This window comes from Natronorubrum sp. A-ect3, assembly GCF_041821125.1.
Taxonomy (GTDB): Archaea; Halobacteriota; Halobacteria; order Halobacteriales; family Natrialbaceae; genus Natronorubrum; species Natronorubrum bangense.
The window spans coordinates 1-16,765 of sequence record NZ_JBGUBB010000010.1 but is presented as its reverse complement, the minus strand read 5'-3'; the positions used below and the strand labels follow the sequence as shown (position 1 = coordinate 16,765).

The 16,765-nt window shown below is 56.3% G+C and carries 20 protein-coding genes; 8 read left to right on the top strand and 12 right to left on the bottom strand.

Annotated elements, in window-relative coordinates; all coding sequences use genetic code 11:
* Nucleotides 1-91: 91 nt before the first annotated feature.
* From ACERJA_RS18340 to ACERJA_RS18320, 5 genes are all read left to right on the top strand, one after another.
* Complete coding sequence (locus tag ACERJA_RS18340) at nt 92-460, top strand: hypothetical protein (protein ID WP_373609669.1); 369 nt, start codon at nt 92-94, stop codon at nt 458-460.
* Nucleotides 450-650, top strand: coding sequence for an RNA polymerase subunit sigma-24 (locus tag ACERJA_RS18335; RefSeq protein ID WP_373609668.1), 201 nt, complete (start codon nt 450-452; stop codon nt 648-650). The genes ACERJA_RS18340 and ACERJA_RS18335 overlap by 11 nt, the downstream gene beginning before the upstream one ends.
* Nucleotides 647-2,392, top strand: coding sequence for a hypothetical protein (locus ACERJA_RS18330; protein ID WP_373609667.1), 1,746 nt, complete (start codon nt 647-649; stop codon nt 2,390-2,392). The genes ACERJA_RS18335 and ACERJA_RS18330 overlap by 4 nt, the downstream gene beginning before the upstream one ends.
* 1,096 nt (nt 2,393-3,488) lie before the next feature.
* Nucleotides 3,489-4,646: a hypothetical protein gene (locus ACERJA_RS18325; protein WP_373609666.1), complete on the top strand. Its 1,158-nt coding sequence runs from the start codon at nt 3,489-3,491 to the stop codon at nt 4,644-4,646.
* A 221-nt stretch (nt 4,647-4,867) separates the two neighbouring features.
* Nucleotides 4,868-5,122, top strand: a complete 255-nt coding sequence (locus ACERJA_RS18320; protein WP_373609665.1) for a hypothetical protein — start codon at nt 4,868-4,870, stop codon at nt 5,120-5,122.
* A gap of 28 nt (nt 5,123-5,150) precedes the next feature.
* Here ACERJA_RS18320 and ACERJA_RS18315 read toward each other — a convergent pair whose 3' ends face one another.
* The 10 genes from ACERJA_RS18315 to ACERJA_RS18270 all read right to left on the bottom strand — a co-directional run bounded on the left by ACERJA_RS18315 (nt 5,151) and on the right by ACERJA_RS18270 (nt 12,627).
* The gene (locus tag ACERJA_RS18315) at nt 5,151-6,293 is read right to left on the bottom strand and encodes a type IV pilin (protein WP_373609664.1); all 1,143 of its coding nucleotides are present in this window, start codon (nt 6,291-6,293) and stop codon (nt 5,151-5,153) included.
* A 188-nt stretch (nt 6,294-6,481) separates the two neighbouring features.
* Entirely contained in the window at nt 6,482-6,865 is a 384-nt protein-coding gene (locus tag ACERJA_RS18310) for a hypothetical protein (RefSeq protein WP_008164197.1), read from the bottom strand.
* On the bottom strand, nt 6,862-7,125 hold the full coding sequence (locus ACERJA_RS18305; RefSeq protein WP_373609663.1) for a hypothetical protein: 264 nt from the start codon (nt 7,123-7,125) through the stop codon (nt 6,862-6,864). The genes ACERJA_RS18310 and ACERJA_RS18305 overlap by 4 nt, the downstream gene beginning before the upstream one ends.
* Before the next feature lie 166 nt (nt 7,126-7,291).
* Nucleotides 7,292-8,458, bottom strand: coding sequence for a hypothetical protein (locus tag ACERJA_RS18300; RefSeq protein ID WP_373609662.1), 1,167 nt, complete (start codon nt 8,456-8,458; stop codon nt 7,292-7,294).
* Nucleotides 8,451-8,639, bottom strand: coding sequence for a hypothetical protein (locus ACERJA_RS18295; protein WP_006065095.1), 189 nt, complete (start codon nt 8,637-8,639; stop codon nt 8,451-8,453). The genes ACERJA_RS18300 and ACERJA_RS18295 overlap by 8 nt, the downstream gene beginning before the upstream one ends.
* Complete coding sequence (locus ACERJA_RS18290) at nt 8,636-9,448, bottom strand: hypothetical protein (protein ID WP_373609661.1); 813 nt, start codon at nt 9,446-9,448, stop codon at nt 8,636-8,638. The genes ACERJA_RS18295 and ACERJA_RS18290 overlap by 4 nt, the downstream gene beginning before the upstream one ends.
* Nucleotides 9,445-10,158 carry a hypothetical protein gene (locus ACERJA_RS18285; protein ID WP_373609660.1) on the bottom strand — a complete coding sequence of 238 codons (714 nt, stop codon included), beginning with the start codon at nt 10,156-10,158 and terminating at the stop codon, nt 9,445-9,447. The genes ACERJA_RS18290 and ACERJA_RS18285 overlap by 4 nt, the downstream gene beginning before the upstream one ends.
* Before the next feature lie 2 nt (nt 10,159-10,160).
* A complete protein-coding gene (locus ACERJA_RS18280; protein ID WP_373609659.1) occupies nt 10,161-11,981 on the bottom strand; it encodes a hypothetical protein in 1,821 nt (606 codons plus the stop codon).
* Nucleotides 11,978-12,103 carry a hypothetical protein gene (locus tag ACERJA_RS18275; RefSeq protein WP_275040519.1) on the bottom strand — a complete coding sequence of 42 codons (126 nt, stop codon included), beginning with the start codon at nt 12,101-12,103 and terminating at the stop codon, nt 11,978-11,980. Before ACERJA_RS18275 ends, ACERJA_RS18280 begins: the two co-directional genes overlap by 4 nt.
* 92 nt (nt 12,104-12,195) lie before the next feature.
* Nucleotides 12,196-12,627, bottom strand: a complete 432-nt coding sequence (locus ACERJA_RS18270) for a hypothetical protein (RefSeq protein ID WP_373609658.1) — start codon at nt 12,625-12,627, stop codon at nt 12,196-12,198.
* 110 nt (nt 12,628-12,737) lie between these two features.
* On the opposite strand from ACERJA_RS18270, the gene ACERJA_RS18265 reads away from it, so the two are divergent.
* A complete protein-coding gene (locus ACERJA_RS18265; RefSeq protein ID WP_373609657.1) occupies nt 12,738-12,923 on the top strand; it encodes a hypothetical protein in 186 nt (61 codons plus the stop codon).
* A gap of 166 nt (nt 12,924-13,089) precedes the next feature.
* Here the strand turns inward: ACERJA_RS18265 and ACERJA_RS18260 are convergent, their stop codons facing one another.
* Nucleotides 13,090-13,644, bottom strand: coding sequence for a type IV pilin (locus tag ACERJA_RS18260; protein WP_373609656.1), 555 nt, complete (start codon nt 13,642-13,644; stop codon nt 13,090-13,092).
* Between the two features lie 332 nt (nt 13,645-13,976).
* Between ACERJA_RS18260 and ACERJA_RS18255 the strand changes: the two genes are divergently transcribed.
* The gene (locus ACERJA_RS18255) at nt 13,977-14,816 is read left to right on the top strand and encodes a hypothetical protein (RefSeq protein ID WP_373609655.1); all 840 of its coding nucleotides are present in this window, start codon (nt 13,977-13,979) and stop codon (nt 14,814-14,816) included.
* Between the two features lie 3 nt (nt 14,817-14,819).
* Here ACERJA_RS18255 and ACERJA_RS18250 read toward each other — a convergent pair whose 3' ends face one another.
* On the bottom strand, nt 14,820-15,053 hold the full coding sequence (locus ACERJA_RS18250; RefSeq protein ID WP_373609740.1) for a MarR family transcriptional regulator: 234 nt from the start codon (nt 15,051-15,053) through the stop codon (nt 14,820-14,822).
* A gap of 400 nt (nt 15,054-15,453) precedes the next feature.
* On the opposite strand from ACERJA_RS18250, the gene ACERJA_RS18245 reads away from it, so the two are divergent.
* The gene (locus ACERJA_RS18245; protein WP_373609654.1) at nt 15,454-16,491 is read left to right on the top strand and encodes a tyrosine-type recombinase/integrase; all 1,038 of its coding nucleotides are present in this window, start codon (nt 15,454-15,456) and stop codon (nt 16,489-16,491) included.
* Nucleotides 16,492-16,765: the final 274 nt, after the last annotated feature.

Genomic DNA, 16,765 nt, shown 5'->3' with positions numbered 1-16,765 from the left:
ACAACGTCAGGAGTCAAACGCCCATAGCCCATCCGGCCCACCAAGCCACAGACGACGATGTTCGTCGCGCGCTCGAGGACGGTGGTTCGCGATGAGTCGATCAGACCTGCAACAGTTCGGATTCATGCCGCCGACAGTCGTTCGCGAGCCCACGCGAGATAGTGAGGGCGTTCACGTCTGTCCTGAGTGTGGCTACCCTGTCGGGAGGTCGAAAGGCTCCCAGCGGATCGAGAAGCCCGACCTTGTGCACGTCGCTCTCGCTGCTGCCTTCGACGAACTCATTACGTTCGGCTGGCGGTGTGATCGCCATCCCTACGACATCGTGATGCCGGCTCGAGCGGGTGGCTCCGATGCTAACGCGATGATCGACGGCTGGACCGGTGTCGGGCTTCGATTCTCCGATGAGCACGTTCGCTACGTGCCTGTCCCCGAGCGCGAGGTGAGCGAGCGTGTCGAGTAAGCAGGCATCGCTAGTTGACTTTGGGCCGGATCTCTCTGTGCTCACTGAGGCCGAACACGAGGCCTACGTCACGTGTCGAGAGAACGGCGTTGGCGTTCGCGAGTACGCCCGCCGGACTGATCGACGGCCAGGGACGGTCGGGAATCTGCTCCGCCGAGCAGAGAACAAGCTCGAGGAGGGATCGGCATGAGTTCGGACGCTTCCCGATCGGCGAGTGAGTCGACAGTCGTTCCGGGCGGGGACTACGATCTCCCGCGCAACGAGGGAATCGAAACGCGGTCGAAGACGTATCCGACACCGCCTGGCCACGGTGGGGGTGGGAAGTTCGTACTGAACGACGCTTCCCGGCCAGTTGGGCGTATTCCGTTCGATGCCGGAGAGAACCGCAACATCCGCGATGGATCGCTCTACCAGCACGCACGCGCGGCCCATTACGCACACGAAGACGAGGTCGTCGTCGATCCAACCGAAGAGAAAGAACGGATCGTTCTCTCGCGTGACTATCTCGTCGACGGCGTTCCGCATGCAGTCGTGCAAACCGACAGTCGATGGCGTGGCGGTCGCGGAAAGGGATCGAACTACCGCCCGTTCTACAAGTACGACGTGACGCTGAAGCCGATCGATCACGAGGGCAATATCGAGTGGTCGAAAACGCCGCTGAACGCGCTCTCACTCAAGATCCAGCCACAGTACGACGGGCTGGTTGACAGCGATGGAAACGATGTCAACCTCCCGTTTGGGACTGGGACGCTCGTCCACGTCCAGACGACGTGGGTCGAGCACCCCGAGGCGCTCGCCGATCGAGCCGCTGACCTGGTGGCTCACGTCTTCGACTACGATCTCGACGAGGCAGAGATCAACGAACAGAGCAAGGGATTCTGGAAAGCAGAGACACACGTCCGCTGTGACGACGCGAAGACCGACGACCTCGTCCACACTATTCGCCAGAGCGCGGACTTGCTCGCTGAACACGCGGCCGACGTTGACACAACTGGGCTCGCTTCCGACGGCAACTGGCTCGAGGCGAAGATCACAACTCGCGACTGGCGACAGCTGGGCTTTCCTGATCTGGATGCGAATATCCTGTTGAAACTGTACTATACGGACAACCCGGAGGCCGTGAGCTATCCGTTCGATCAGCCGAAGATCGAAGCCGCGTTGATGGGCAACCCGAACGGCGATAACCACCACTGGGACGAGTGGGATGACATCATGCGCGCGCTTCGCGAGATCGTCCTGTCGCACCTGGTATGGGCAGACGTCGGTGTGACGGATCTCGTCGGTGACGACGTTTTTGATGGGCCGACCGCTGAGCCGTACACGTGGCAGCATCCAGAAGGCCGCCGCTGGTGGCTGAGACGGCACTACGAGTCGCTGGTTCCGGAACTCTACCGCGAGGTGACGAAGCCGAACACACAGCTGGTGTACGATATTCTCGACACCGTTCGTCGACATGGCACGGTCACCTACCAGACGCTCATGGAGGAAACGGGCGGTGCCTATCGCACCATTCGCAAGCACGTCAGTCGACTCACCTACCCTGATGACAATCCGGATAGCGACGAACCGGGGATTCTCAAGAAGGTACAGGGCGTGCAGACGTGGGTCGCCTTCTCGTCGCGATTCTTCGAAGACGCTGCCGACGATGCGCTCGACGAGGTGAATCCAGACGACACGCCGGAAGCCAAGAGCGAGCGCGCTGACGAACGTCGCGAAGATCGACAGGAGCGACAGCAGCAGAACGACGACGACCTGGAGGAAAGTGACGACGACGGTCGTGCCGATCGTCGCGACCGCGACGACTGGCGACCGATCGATACGCTCCCGTACTCGCCTGCCAACGTCGGTCAGTTCATCGCACGCGGTGACCTCGAGGCCCAGGACGTAAAGGTCCGGATCTCAGCCTACGACTGGCTGAACGCGACGGGCTAAGCCGGCTCGTCGCCACGGGCTCTCCTTTTCTGTAGCAACAGCATTCGTCTACGCCGCCAGTTTTCGCCCGTTTTGTCGCCTCTCATTTACAATTTCGCTGGTAGCTTTTCATTCCAGACGCTATGCGGTGTGTTTTTTGCGCGGGTGTGCTCGAGGTCGCGACGATCTCGAGTCTTCCGCAGCTGTGTGTTCGCTTTGGAACCGGGTTCTGTGGGTGTTTGGGCGGCCGTAGAGCGGTATCTGTCGCGTTCTGTCGGTATGGCACCCTGCCAACCCCCCGTACCGTATAGTGCCGCTGGGGCGGCGGGGTAAAACGGCCGGGGGCATATCGCCCCCGGCCTACCGCACAAATTCGGATTTGGCTTCAGAACCGCTGTTCGCTATCTACACGGGGAGTAGAAACGGTCAGGCAGGTGGCAAGGTGCGGTGCCAGATCGACGTAGGAATCTCCCAACAATAGCCCATGATTCACGCGTTAGTCCTTGATCATCCGATATACACCCTGGTGTAAGTGAAAGAGTCAGCTATAGCGTGTCGCCAAGTCAACAGCGCAAAAAATCACAGGTCCCTATCCCAACCTCCGCACACAGTCTCCAATTGAAGCATACGAAACGGTCCTGTCTATATTTTGTAAACCATTCCCTGTTAAAATAGCTTTCTTTAGATACAAGATAGAATGAAACAGCCGATCGCAGAAGACTACGTTTAGACCGTCAAGAGTTATACTAAAACCTAGTTAATAACTATGAGCCTGACTTTCCTTTCATATGGTTGATTTACTACGTGCCGGTGCCAAGGCCGGTGAAGCAGTTCTCGCGGGCATGGCTGGTGGTGCAGTATTCGCTACGGCTCAAGAACCGTTGACTATTCTAAAAATGGGGAAAATAACCTTCTTTATTATGATCGCTATGGCAGGATACATAATGATACGATGGTACTATGAATGGCGGCGAGGAGAGCGACTGGATTAAATATACTTGCGGTCTGTACCGACCGCACCCGAGTCAGAATACATCTCCTACTGGTGGTTTCAACAGAGCCGAATTCTTGGAATATAACGACCATTATAACATGAAGCAGTGGTAGACTATTATATATGAGTATTAAACTAATCACTGAAGAAGATCACAATGTCAATATTAGAGTTGATGGGGTCGATATCCGTGAATGGGATTACTACGCTTCATTTAACTTAGATGACGATGTTTTAATCTTAGATTTGAAATTTGAATACGCATATACTGAATCGAAAGCCCGCTGGTTGTGCCAACGTTTGTTCCAGATAAGAGACGAAATTGGCCAATTCCTTAAAACAGATGGCGCAGTTATCGTACTTCTATCTGATTTCAAATCTATAAATGCAACTATCAGGGAAACAGACTACGAAATATCTAACCACGATATATTGGCAAAAACGGGTGTTTCTCTATCTTGGGGGGGCGGAGAGCACAATTGCTTTCCTAAGACAGAAGATGAAGATGTGAACAGTTATATAGAGATTGCAGACTCAGCGGAGTGCTATGTTGAATATGAAAATTCGAATTTTAAGAAGAGTAAGGAACTAATCACCCGTGGAGAGTATGGTTCTACTTGCGGAGTTGCTCTCCAGTCTTTCAACAATTCAGGGAATGGATCTTTGATCATTCTTCCTCGACCAGATGATATCACGGTAAGGTCAGAGCAGTGGTTTACGGCAGTTATGAGAGCGTCGCTGCCGTATCTCCCTCAGCATTTCAGAAATAAGTTGGACCAAGCATCTGGATCTGATCAGGATGTTTCTGAAGAAATTCCGGAATTAGAACCTGATCAAAAAATCCTCCGTATTTGTAAACGGTTCCCGAAAGTAGCTCGCCAGTTGCAAGATCGCTATGATGATCGTGATACAATCGCGATCACCGATGAATATGATGTCCAAGATTTATTACATTCTCTCCTATGGATAGAATTTGATGATATTCGTGATGAAGAATATTCTCCAAGTCACGCTGGAAGTGCATCTCGTATTGACTTCTTAATAAAAAAGGGGGAAATTGGGATAGAAGTGAAGTACGCGAGCGAAAATAATGCTGAGAAACGGCTGAAAAAACAAATAGCGGAAGATAAAGAACATTATCAGGCGCATCCGGATTGTGAGAAACTGATCTGTTTCATATACGATCCTAGAGCTATTCTTGGAAACCCGCGTGGATTTGAGATGGATCTTTCAGGACAATCGGGTGATCTGGAAACCACGGTTGTTGTCGCTTCAAAATAACAGCGTGTCCTGAGGGAGAATCTCCAGGGGGTTGCACGTCGACAGAATCCGTTTCCCGAATATGCACACGAGATCGAGAACGCCGTGTGCATATCGCGAGTCGATCGCCACCTCGAGTCGGGATTCATCGACGATGGGCCGACAGATCCCCCCATTTTGGGCTGATATGGGCCGTTGAGTGAGCCGAAAAAACTAGGATTTCGGGGGTCGTGTGTACGAGCATGCGAATCAGAACCGACGGCGACTATGCGTATCGACGAGACGCGATCGAGCGAGCAGCTGACTTCTACGACTGTAACAGGACAAAGGCCGTGGTCAGTGCCTGCGATGATGTCCCCCACTTCGTCCGCGCGATTCAGCAGGTTCTCGAGCGCGATGATCTCACGCTCGAGCAGCGCCGGGAGATCGCCGAGACACTGAGCACTCGAGCCGTGAGCTTTGAGATCAGTACTGAAGTCAGCACAAGAACCGAGTAAAAAGTACGGTCTTGGGTTTAGGGTGAGATCAGCAAACGTCTACTCCACTGTCACCGCCCTCGATTCCAGTCACACTGCATTTCTCGCCGTCAATCACACCGTCGACATCTATCTCATCCTGGCGGTTCTCCACATCTAAGATAAACAAAACAGTACCATCAGTATCTTGAATCTCTTTGCTTTCTTTGTTATCATCACCCTTTCCGCCATGATAATCAACTTCCGCAGCGACTTCGACTTCGGCATCGTCGAGTGCACCGCTTAGTTCGTACTCGATATCGATCGCTACGGTATCGTCTTGATTATCGAACTCGCTAACATCCACTGTTAGGACGTCAAACGATACCGGCTCATCGGTTGTACTCTCGTTATCTTCAACTTGAACGACCAACCCTGTCTCGTGATCATCTTCACCACTGATAGTCGCTGAATACGACCGTTGATCATCTTCGCCGCTATCGCCATCGTCTGTTTCCCAGGTCAGTTCGATATCCGTTGACTCTCCGCTCGACAGTTCAACCTCTGTCTGGTCGATGACTTCGGACTCACCGGTTTCGTCGTTCACAATCTCTAGTTCGATATTCTGAGAGTCTGTTTCTTCACCAGTGTTCTCGATAGTCACGTCGAAGATGACTTGCTCACCTTCAGTTACAGTCTCGTCATAGCTGTTCACGGAGACAGTAAAGGTGGATTCACCTTCGCTTTCTCCGCCTTCTCCGCCTTCGCCAGCGCCTTCATCTCGCACATCATAGGTGCTGAGCAATTCCGACTGTGAGCCTTCGTCCAGAATCACAGCAATCGAACTAGTATCATCAAGGTCTGCACAGTCACCACCATCAGCATATCCTGTGATGTTCATCCTGTCGCCGACACCGACTCCGTTGGAACTATCCCATGCACCACAGGCTTCCTGTCCGTCTACTCGGAACTCGAAGTCATCTTCATCAACAGATGAGGTGCCGATGAGCGATGTGACGACCACCGAAACATTGTCATCTTCCTGCTCGACATAGTCCACGTCAATATCTGGTGTGGGCTGGATGATCCCTCCCTGAGTAAGAACGAGAGATCCGACAAGAGCCATAGTCATAACAGATATGCCGACAAGTAACACAACTCCAATTACCGGCGAAACGGCGTTATCATCCCTGAGAAATGCCGATTTCTCCATCTTTTCTGAATTTAGCAAACAGTGATCGCTTAAGTATATCGACGGTTTGTGCCATGTTGGACTGCTATCCTTTTTTCTATAGCTTCCTGTAGGCGAGCAAGAGCGCCTTGAACGCCTTGACTGGCCGCTGTTGGGTCGTAAATAGCGGAATCTGCACCGAAAGCGTGAGCAGAATTGACAGAGGGGAGCTAAAACACGTCACCAATTGCGATCTTCGCCTGTTGTGTGCCGCGGTGATCGCCGCCACCGTGCCACCGGAGCAGCGGGAGATCGCCCGCTCGAACCATCTTGTCTTTGACGACGGTCAACCCGCTGCGACCATGGGGACGGTAGACGACGAAACAGTACCAGCCGTCCGCCCGCCGAAGCTTCTCGTGATACGCTCGGTAAACCTTGAAATTGCCCGGCTGGCCGTCGGCGTGCTCGAGCATCGTTGATTTGATCTCGACTGGCGTCCCGTTCTGGAATCGAGCGTCGTGCCAGCTGGCGCGCTCGAGAGCGAACCGACGCTTTCGGGCCATGCGCTTTTCGCAGATCGTTCCGAAGTGGTTGGCTCGCTTCGATCGGTTCACGGTGTCCTCCGTTCGTCTCGCCAGCGCCGGTCGGCTCGAGCACTCGACCAGGTAACGAACACCGCGAAGAGCAGCGCGCTAATCCCCAGTCCGTATGCGGCCGTCGTGATCGACGCGATCGCGACCGTGCTCGAGCCGCCGATGATCGCGAGCGTTTGCTTCGAGAAGACACCGCGCTCGTAATCCATCCGTAGTTCGTGGGCCAGATCGACAACAGCGAACCGAGCAACGTCGATCAGATAACGGAAGGCGACAGCCATGCCGATCACATCCTACGCGCTCGTCGCGCGTCTTTATTTATTTCTCCGCCAGCTATGTCACATGGAACGCAGTCGATGGGCGTAGCCACGCGGCCCTGTCGGGCCGCGCCCATAGCTACTGTAAAGGGGGGTGTGTAACCGTAACCAGCTATCCAACCCGCTGCCGTCATGCGATTACCTCTTCGACCTTGCCAAGCGTCTCGACGTGTTTGCCGTCCTTTCGGTGTTCGTTCCACCGGGAATTGACCCATCCGTGGCTGTAGGGCACGAATTTGGCGGTTTCACGGTCGGTCATTCCCTCTTCTTTGCACCGAATCGCGGTCCAAATGGCCGTCATCTTCGCTGCTTGATCCGCCTCGAGTTCGTCGGTTTCGTCGCCGTACTCCGACCAGCTCCAGTCGCTCGCTTCTTTCGTGTTGTATCGGAAGTCTGTCGGTGGAACGCCTTCGATCTCGCCTTCGATGTCTGCCAGCTGGGCGTTCCGAATCGAGTCGGCGATGACGGCCTTCTTTCGCGAGACCTTCTTGACGATCGTCCCAACGCGCCAGAGCATCGGATGAATCGAACGCTCGCCGTGTGCGATGTAGATCAGCGCACCGCCGTACTTGCGGATCTTGTACACCAGCGGTGCCATCTTCTGTCGAGTCTCGTATCCCTGCTTTCCGCTTCCGCTGGCGGCACTCGAGAACTCGTCACCGATGAACAGTTTGCTGCGCTGGCTGTGCTCGAGCGGGTCGCCGTCCTGTTCAACCCACTCCATGAGGGTGCCGTAGTCGCCGATCCAGCCGTCCTGGACGTCACCGTCGTCGTCGACCCAGCGATTCTTTTCCTCTAAGCTCTGGATGTTCGTTCCGAGCAGCGAGTTCTCTTGGTGGAGCGCTCGCCAGCGCTGTGCGAGCAAGCAGGCGAAGTCAGTCTTTCCGGCACCCATCTCGCCCAAGACGACGATCACCGGAGCCGGGCCGTTCACGAGTTCGTCGACTTTCCCGATCGCCTTCAGTCCGCTCACGTCCGCGCGTTTCGAGGTGTCGCCAACGAGGTGCTTGATTGTCGGCATATCGCCGTTCTCCATCGCTCTGCGGAAGGTTTCAGTCCCTTCGACCATCCGGATTTGACGGTGTTTCTCGAGGTCTTTGCTCTGACCGGGCATCTTGTCGGGCCGATCGGCCGCGGTTGGCTCGTAGTGAATCGACCGGATCGACATTGCTCGAGAGATCGATTCGTCCCTGACGATGCCGCCGTGGTCGGCGATCTCGCGATTCTCCCGCTGACCGAATCCGTCCTGGTACTCTCGCGCTTCGCCTGTAACGTGGAGTGCGTTGTCGTCAGTCATCGGTCCACCTCCAGCGGTCGCTTTCGTGACCGACGAGCAGCGGTTTCTCGGTCCTTCGAAGCTTGTACAACAGCTTCCCGAAGCCGTTTCTCCGGGCCGATGTGACCGGCTCGCTTCCGACAAACGTTTTCGGTGGCTCAACTGTTCGATTCCGTACCGTGCCGTCGTGGATGTATCTCATTCGTGTCCTCCGTCGGTTGCTGCTTGGCCATCGCCCATGCCCATGCCCATCGCTCCCTGATCGATCGTCACGGGATCTGGATCGACGGGATCGAACTCCTGTTCGTACTCGCCGAGGTCGCTGATCTCGTCGCTGGACCACTCGTTCGCATCGTCTTCGGCCGCTTCGAACCGTTCTTTGACGCTCGTCTTTTGGGTCATCAACCCGCGCTCGTCCGCTTCCGCGTGCGCGTTGATCGTATCGCGTTCGATCTCGATACCCATCCTCGAGATCCGTCCGCGGAGTTTGTTGTAGGCGATCGCCGTCTCGACTAGCTCGCCGTGGATGTCCTCGAGCATCGCTTTCACCGTGACGAGTTTCGAGTCCGACAGCTGTGAGAAGTAACAGCCAGTGACGACCAGCGTCTCGGTGTCTTCCTGCCAGTCGAACTCGCGAACCTCGAACGCCTCGTCGTCGTTGCATCGGTATGGGCTCGGGCCTTCGATCACCTTCTCGTCCCAGACCTTGGGCTCGACGTAGAGCTTCCGCCGAACGTCCTCGACGGCGTTGATGTGGTGTACTTCGACCATCCGCCGCTGTCTGAGCTTCCGCGCTCCCGTCACGAACAAGGCGAGCAGCGGCGGCCCGAGCAGGAGTAAGGCTGCGAACCAGCCGTAGGCGATCGGTGGCACACCCGGCAGTGACGGCCGGATAAGCACCAGCGCACCACCGAGTGAGACCATCAGCCCGAAGACGATCAGCTGGCTCTCGGCTGCGATGTACGTCAGCCGGTCGCTCCAGGAGCCGAACGTGCCGCTCGTTTCGGTCATGCTTCGATCACCCCGCTGTCTTCGGAGCGCAGTACGTGTGCCGTGCCGACGACGGCCAGCCCAACGGTCATAATAATCCCGCTGAACAGTCCGCTCTCGCCGCCGAAGTGCCGGAACGGGTTCTCGTCCTGTTGCTCCGGCGCTTGCATCTCTGTCGAGAGTCTAACTGTGGTGTCGCTAACTGTAACGCCGACCGTCGACGAGCCGCGCATCTCGCGTACGTCTGTCGAGATCGTCGTTTCGCCGCGCTCGAGTTCGTGGGTTTCACTCGGCACTTGTACGGCGCCATCTTGATCGACTCCCGCGAGCGCATCCGACACTGTCACTCGCTGGTAGCGACTGGTTTCGAAGGTGATCGTTGCCTCGCCGTCCTCGAGCGAGTAGTCGGTGATCCACACGCCACCGCTGAACTCAACCTCGAACTCTTCGGGAGCGTCGATCTCCGCCGGCTCGGTGCGCAACCAGTCGCGGACGGTATCACGTTCGTCGTCGGTGAGTTCGTCCGGGTTGCTCGTCGCCCAGTTGTTGATCGCCGTCCGGGCATCCTCCGGCACGTCCTCGCGGTCCTGCTCGATCGCCTCGAGCACGTCGCCGCGCTCGAGGTCGTCCTGATCGGTCGGCCAGTCTTCGTCGGCTGCGGTCAGCCCAACGCCCATGCCCATCGCCAGTGCCACCGCTGCCACCATCGAAAAGACGAGAAGACGTTGCACGATCAGTCACCCAGCCCAGGAATGAGGTCAGTCACGATCCCGATGACCGCCAGCACGACAACACCGATAAGGCCGAGTCCGAGATACGCCGCCCCGTCCGAATCGAGCGGGTTGTCGAAGTCAAACAGTGGGTCGCCGCCACCACCGTCACCGCCGTCGAGATTGATCGTAATATCGGCATCCTCTTTCGCTTCTTGCTCGCGCTCGTAGGCATCGCGGATGCGCTCGAGCATCGCTTCGGTGTCCTGTGGATCCGGGAGCTCTGTCTCGTCAAACATCAGTGGACCGTCGTGCCCGCCATCGAGTCCGTTGATACGGAACGGCTGGGTGAGCTTCGTCACGCCAACCCAGTCCTCGTCCCAGTCGTCGCCGTCGTATCCATCGAGGTCGCGGACTTCTGTGCCCATGTGGATCTCGCCGAGCTCGTCTTCGGGTTCGATCCACTCACCGACGGGCATACCGCGCTCGGGATCGGGGGCCGTCCAGAACAGTGCGCCCTCGAGTTCGACACCGCTCTCGAGTTCCACGACCGCGGCATGCTCTCCTTCGGGAGTGTTGACCTGGCGGTGGAACATCGCCGCATCGTTCCAGTCCTCGAGATCGGCAGCAGCATCGAGCACCGCCTGTCCTGAAGCAACGTCGTGGTAACTGACCTCCCCGTCGAGCATCGCCTGCCCGAGATTCTCGACGAGGGTTTCGGCGTGGCTCAGTTCCTGCTCGAGCAAGTCGAGCAGGTTTTTGTGGATATTGGTAAACCGTTGCGCGTCTAGAATATCAGCGCGATCGTCGTCAGTCGCATCATACGGATAGATCCCGATGCGCGAAATCGTTTCATATTCGTCAGTAAGATCTTCGATTTCAGTTCCGACAAAGTCATCTTGATAATTGTAGTCGTTCGGATTGACTACTTTGTGTGCGAGTTCGTGCCAGTTTTCGTAATCGCTGTTCCCATCGACGTTATCTGTGTCTCCCCAATCAGGATCTGAGGCCTCTGCGAACGGGAATAAGGAAGTCCCTGTTCGGTAGTGATCTACGTATGCGTCTACCGGGAGCGTTACCAAGTCGCCGTTTGGCAGTGATAAATCGACGGTGTTGATTTCTTCTGAATCGGTCGGTTCGTCTCCCTCATCGCCGTCAGTATGGTAATGCGTCCACTTGTCATAGTATTGCTTTTCTTGATCTGTTAGGGATCCGCCACTGACTCCATCAAATGACGCGATCCCAGCTAAGAACATATGCGGATCAGGCTCGTATCCGCTCATATCAACCTCGTAGATCGCTTTCGCAGTCTTCTCGAAGTCAGTTACCCAGACATTGAACAGGTTTTGTATAGAGTTCGAGATATTATTGCGCACCACGTCTTTAGACGCATCGTGCATATCTTCAATCGAGCCATCAGTAGCCGCCACATTCGCTAATTCGTTGGCAACGTTATCTCGAATCCACCCCGACAGCATGGTCAAATCGTTCTCGAGCGAGTCGAAGGCGTTTTGTCTGTCCTCTTCAATCTCGCGGGCCGTGGCGTACATCTCCTCGTGCAACGCCTCGTCTTGAGCGTCCTGATAGTTGCCCCATGCTCGAGTCGCATACCGCCCAGTCAGGAGCATATGAACCCCGTTCGTTCCATCACGAACGTAGTCCCAGTTTGAGGTCTCGTCGTCCTCGTCATCTTCGGCAGCCGCCGACGTGCTCGAGGCCGCCCCGGCCGTGATCGCGGCGGCACCGACACCCACCCGTTGCATGAACGACCGTCGCGCGATCGCGTTGCTCGGCAGCTCGAGTTCGTGGGCCGTGGGCTGTGGGCTATCGTCGGCCGACATCATGACCCACCCCCGAGCACGAACAGCAGTAAGACGAACGCACACCCCAGCAGCGTGAGGACGCCGACCGCCTCGAGTATCTCGTGCCCGACGTCCGACAGCGGCAGTCTGCGGAGTACTCGCATCAGAGCCACCCCGCGATGCCGCTGAAAGTCGATGTGCGATACCAGTCCGTCGTGTCGCTGAAAATATCGAAATGCATGGTGTGTCCTCCGGGTTACTTGTAGGCGATGACGTAGAACGCGGCCCCGTTCAGAAAGACGCTGAACCAGCCGACGTACCACATGCTCTCGAGGGTGACCTGCATCGCTGGGACGAGTGCCCCGAGTACGTTCAAAAGCACCGCCAGGAGCACGACGACGGTTTCCACGTCGGTCCAGTCCTCGGGTGTGCTTTCGTTAGTCAGCCAGCCGATCAACAGAATCGAGATCGAGAGGATGAACGCATAGGTGATGTCCGTCCCGTGGGCTGAGTAGAGCGAATCAGTCAGCGACACGTTGAGTGGCGCGCTGAACTGAAGGGTGCCGACCGCGCCGATCGAGAACGACGCCAGCACGAACAGCGGGGCGAGAATACTGTCTGTCAAGTCGATACCGTCTTCCTGACGAACCGAGTCAGGGACGTACTTCTGTGGGAGGCTTAATGCCATACGACCAGCCGGTTTCCCCGCCGTGACGAAAATGTCAGGAAAACCGCCGGAACACCTTGGGTTCCCCGAGAGTCACCAACTTTTATGAGAAGGGGGGTTGCCCGCCAGATATGGCATTGAACAAACTCCGCCAGCTCGATCAGGATTCGGTCGGGATCACGCTCCCGAAAGACGACGTCCGCCTCGAGGGCCTGTTAGACGAAGATGGGCGACTCGAGGGCGAACATCACGTGCATATTCGGCATGTGGGTGAGGGAGAATGGTCGCTCGAGTTAGTCAAAGAAATTGAACCGTAACAGTTCTCGGTAATCCGTTCGGATTTCCTAACATCCTAGCGGTGATCCGCGGGTCGAATCAGCTAGTTAGATCGGTACTGAAGATGAACTTGACTCAACCAATCTTGAGCAAGGGTTTTCCGCAATCTCCATTCTACAGAAAGTAGAGATGGAAGAAATTATTCACCTACGACCCTTGGTATGTGACCTCAATCTCATTAATTACGTCATGCGTGTTCATGGTAGAACTACTTGAACCATCATTCCAGACAAGCGTCACTTCATCGCCTTCATCGAAGATCGTCTCGGTCGTATCTGAGCCACTGCCAGTACTAACATCAATGACAACATCGACAGTATCTCCGGCTGAAACTCTCACATCATCATCACTATCTCCATCAACTTCTAATTCTGCATCGGCGAAGCTAACATCTCCATGGTCAGGAGTGTCACCAGCCAACTCCAGATTTCCGAGGTCAACTGTGTCACCCGAGTCATGTGTGAATTGAATCACTACATCGTCGCCATCGCCCCAGTCAAGATCATTCTCTTCACTTGAACTCCAGACCGCATTTGGTGCATCATTCTGGCCCAAATCGTCACCGATATCCAGCACGAATGCTGCGATCACAGCCGCGAGAATAACCGTTATCGCGACCATGAGAATAACACCGATAACTGGCGATACAGCCCGCTCGTCTTCGCTTCCGATCAGCTTGTTTCGATATTTCGTGAGATCCATAGTTGGATTTGCGTTTTCACGCACCCGCAACGTGGGACGGATTTCCTCGAGTGCTACAGCGACACCCGACGGCGCTCGAGGGAGCTACAAATCGCCCCTCAGCGGTGCCGTCTCGTCGTTGCGGTGCTACTTGCAGCCAGAGAAGACTGCATATATATAATTATCCCAAAGTACAACGTATTGGTGAAAAGAACGTTTTGGGACACTTTCAGATCTGATAATTAGGCGGGGTTAGAGACCCTACAGCACCCCCTTGAAGCCACGCCGTCTTGCGATTTTCCGATCACTCAACAATACAACACGTATTTGAAGTCTCACATCTGAAACCCAGTATGGACTGGGACACCCCCGTAGTCGACGAGCGCGACCTCGCGCGCACCTACGACGGCGGGGCATACAGTGATCCGTGGGCGGCCGTCCTCGACTACCAGGCTGTGCTGCAGTATGCGAGTCAGCATCCGGACAAAGGCTCCTACGCGATCTCGAACGCGCTGGAGTTACCACGTGGGCGCGTTCGTGGATGGGCCGACGGCGGAATGCCGGATGCCGCCCGCGGGATCGAGGTCGCCCGCGACTATGGCTGGTTAGATGCGACCATGCAAGACGGGACGTTTCTCGCACTGAACACGCTCGTCGCGAACGTCTTTTCCGGCGGCTCGATCGCCATCGAGACGTTCACTCCCTCCTTCGCGTTGAACCATCGCGATCACCGCTCGCACGTGATCGACGCGCTCGACGGAGTCGGGGTGGAGCACGAGTTCTACCACGAGGATGACGACTCACGAGCAACAGAGGTTCGGCCGACGGTCGCCGGTTCGGTCTTGGGCCGAACGCTTGCCGTCCTCGGTGCGCCCGTTGGGCCGAAGGCGCGACTCGAGGACTTCACGTTACCGTGGTATCTCGACGAGGCCCCGTTCGAAGTTCGCGAACTGTTCGTCCTGGCGTATCTCGCGAACCGGGCGATCCACCAGCGAACGAAAGAGACGGTCCAGATTCAGGAGGAACGCGACAAGTCCTATCGCGATGAGCTGGCCGCGCTGATCGAAGACGTTGCGAAGGAACCCGTCACCTCCGGCGAGCGAATGGTGACGATCTCGGCTGACGCCGCGCGATCCCTTGGGCTCCAGCCGCGGTATCGAACGCCGACTGGACCGACCGAACCCAGCGAGTAGCTGCTATTCTTCGAGTTCGACTGCCTCGAGATCACCCTCGAGGTACGACCGCCCGCGGTCGGTGATCCGATACAACCCGTCGTCGACGCGCTCGACTAACTCGGCATCACGAAGCTTTCCGAGCCGTGTGCTCAGATAGTGTCTCGAGTAGTCGATATTGACCGACAGAACATGCGGTGAGAGAATAAGCTCACTATCCGCAAGGGTCTCGAGGATCCGGTCATCAGCTTGAGTCATCCACGGCACCCTTGGTCTTGGCATACAAGAAGCGTACAGCGCCGCATTTTATCAATACTGGTTGATTAAGCTATAGTACTGTCCGTTGCTGCAGGCAATAACGTACGGTTAGATAGTTATAAGTGGACGTGGTGTTTCGGTGACGATACCGGAAGCCCAATGGACCCACCGGTATCCGGATGGGTTCCGTTGAAAACGCGGACCAGGTGTTCCAGCACCGGCCCGCCTGGCTTCCGTACCCTAACTACGGAAGCATGCAATTGCAGGATACTGCGGGGCATAAAGCTCCCGCTCGACCGGACAGATCAGGCTGCGGCCCACAGCTCGCAGCTCGGACCAGTTTCACTAACAGAGATCGAGTACAAATTCCGGTAGCTGCCGGTAACTTTGAGGGATCGGCATGAGTTCCGGTCTCGAACCGATCGGCCCCGAGCAGGCCGTCGAGATGTATATCGAGGGCCGGCGAGACGAATTGAGCGCTCAAACGCTCCCGTCACACGTCTACCGCCTTGAGGCCTTCACACAGTGGTGTGCCGAAGAAGAGATCGAGAACCTGAACGACCTTTCGGGCCGCGATCTCTATGCCTACCGCGTTTGGCGACGAGAGGGGAATGGCGAGGGCCGCGAGCAAGTGGCGACGATTACCTTGCGCGGGCAGCTGGCGACGTTGCGTGCGTTCCTTCGGTTCTGTGCGGACATCAATGCGGTTCCGGAGGACCTGTTCTCAAAGGTGCCGCTCCCGACTGTCTCGGCGAGCGAGGGTGTAAGCGACTCGACCCTCGAGCCCGAGCGCGCGGTCGAGATACTCGATTACCTGCAACGGTACCACTACGCCTCGCGGAAGCACGTTACCCTACTGCTTCTGTGGCACACGGGCGCGCGTGCAGGAGGGATACGTGCAATCGATCTTCGAGACTGTGATCTCGGGGTCGGTTCGCCCGGCCTGCAGTTCGTTCATCGCCCGGAAACGGATACCCCACTCAAGAAAGGCGAGAAGGGCGAGCGATGGAATACGATCAGTGGTCACGTCGCTGGCGTTCTCCAGGACTACATCGATGGTCCCCGGAAGGACGTGACCGACGGCCACGGACGTGATCCACTTCTGACGACAGGCCATGGCCGTCCAACTGTCTCGACGATTCGAGATACGATGTACGGAGTGACTCGCCCATGCTGGCGCGGCGAGGACTGTCCCCACGATCGCGAGCCCAAGGACTGCGAGGCGACCACCTACACGAGCGCGAGTAAGTGCCCGTCCTCGAGGTCACCCCACGACGTACGGAGTGGCCGGGTAACGGCCTACCGTCGCGAGGACGTGCCCCGTCGAGTCGTCGGTGACCGACTCGATGCGAGCGACGATATCCTCGATCGCCACTACGACCGGCGAAACGCCCGCGAAAAGGCAAATCAGCGACGCGACTACCTACCAGATCTATAACCATGATTGACGCAACCTCGACAATAGCAACGAGCCAAGAGTCCAGTCCCGTCAGGGCCCATAAAAACAGATTGTGCAGCCGTTGAGTGGTCTGTACGAACTGGCTCATTTTACTCCAACGGAACCATCGCTTGGAGTTCGAGCGACTTGTCGATCTTCCAGCGAGCAGGCTATATATTATACGAAAGTCCGTTTCAGATACTCGCTTGGTACTGACTATCTTTGAAGTTAAGGTTCGAAGCCCTTATGTATTGACCGGGGTCTACAGATATAG

What these genes read in the sequence shown, in the direction of transcription:
- ACERJA_RS18270 (WP_373609658.1), bottom strand. Translation starts at nt 12,627, where the DNA reads ATGGCATTAAGCCTCCCACAGAAGTACGTCCCTGACTCGGTTCGTCAG.
- ACERJA_RS18255 (WP_373609655.1), top strand. Translation starts at nt 13,977, where the DNA reads ATGGACTGGGACACCCCCGTAGTCGACGAGCGCGACCTCGCGCGCACC.
- ACERJA_RS18300 (WP_373609662.1), bottom strand. Translation starts at nt 8,458, where the DNA reads ATGACTGACGACAACGCACTCCACGTTACAGGCGAAGCGCGAGAGTAC.
- ACERJA_RS18260 (WP_373609656.1), bottom strand. Translation starts at nt 13,644, where the DNA reads ATGGATCTCACGAAATATCGAAACAAGCTGATCGGAAGCGAAGACGAG.
- ACERJA_RS18305 (WP_373609663.1), bottom strand. Translation starts at nt 7,125, where the DNA reads ATGGCTGTCGCCTTCCGTTATCTGATCGACGTTGCTCGGTTCGCTGTT.
- ACERJA_RS18275 (WP_275040519.1), bottom strand. Translation starts at nt 12,103, where the DNA reads ATGCGAGTACTCCGCAGACTGCCGCTGTCGGACGTCGGGCACGAGATA.
- ACERJA_RS18320 (WP_373609665.1), top strand. Translation starts at nt 4,868, where the DNA reads ATGCGAATCAGAACCGACGGCGACTATGCGTATCGACGAGACGCGATC.
- ACERJA_RS18290 (WP_373609661.1), bottom strand. Translation starts at nt 9,448, where the DNA reads ATGACCGAAACGAGCGGCACGTTCGGCTCCTGGAGCGACCGGCTGACG.
- ACERJA_RS18315 (WP_373609664.1), bottom strand. Translation starts at nt 6,293, where the DNA reads ATGGAGAAATCGGCATTTCTCAGGGATGATAACGCCGTTTCGCCGGTA.
- ACERJA_RS18340 (WP_373609669.1), top strand. Translation starts at nt 92, where the DNA reads ATGAGTCGATCAGACCTGCAACAGTTCGGATTCATGCCGCCGACAGTC.
- ACERJA_RS18325 (WP_373609666.1), top strand. Translation starts at nt 3,489, where the DNA reads ATGAGTATTAAACTAATCACTGAAGAAGATCACAATGTCAATATTAGA.
- ACERJA_RS18330 (WP_373609667.1), top strand. Translation starts at nt 647, where the DNA reads ATGAGTTCGGACGCTTCCCGATCGGCGAGTGAGTCGACAGTCGTTCCG.
- ACERJA_RS18250 (WP_373609740.1), bottom strand. Translation starts at nt 15,053, where the DNA reads ATGACTCAAGCTGATGACCGGATCCTCGAGACCCTTGCGGATAGTGAG.
- ACERJA_RS18280 (WP_373609659.1), bottom strand. Translation starts at nt 11,981, where the DNA reads ATGATGTCGGCCGACGATAGCCCACAGCCCACGGCCCACGAACTCGAG.
- ACERJA_RS18265 (WP_373609657.1), top strand. Translation starts at nt 12,738, where the DNA reads ATGGCATTGAACAAACTCCGCCAGCTCGATCAGGATTCGGTCGGGATC.
- ACERJA_RS18295 (WP_006065095.1), bottom strand. Translation starts at nt 8,639, where the DNA reads ATGAGATACATCCACGACGGCACGGTACGGAATCGAACAGTTGAGCCA.
- ACERJA_RS18245 (WP_373609654.1), top strand. Translation starts at nt 15,454, where the DNA reads ATGAGTTCCGGTCTCGAACCGATCGGCCCCGAGCAGGCCGTCGAGATG.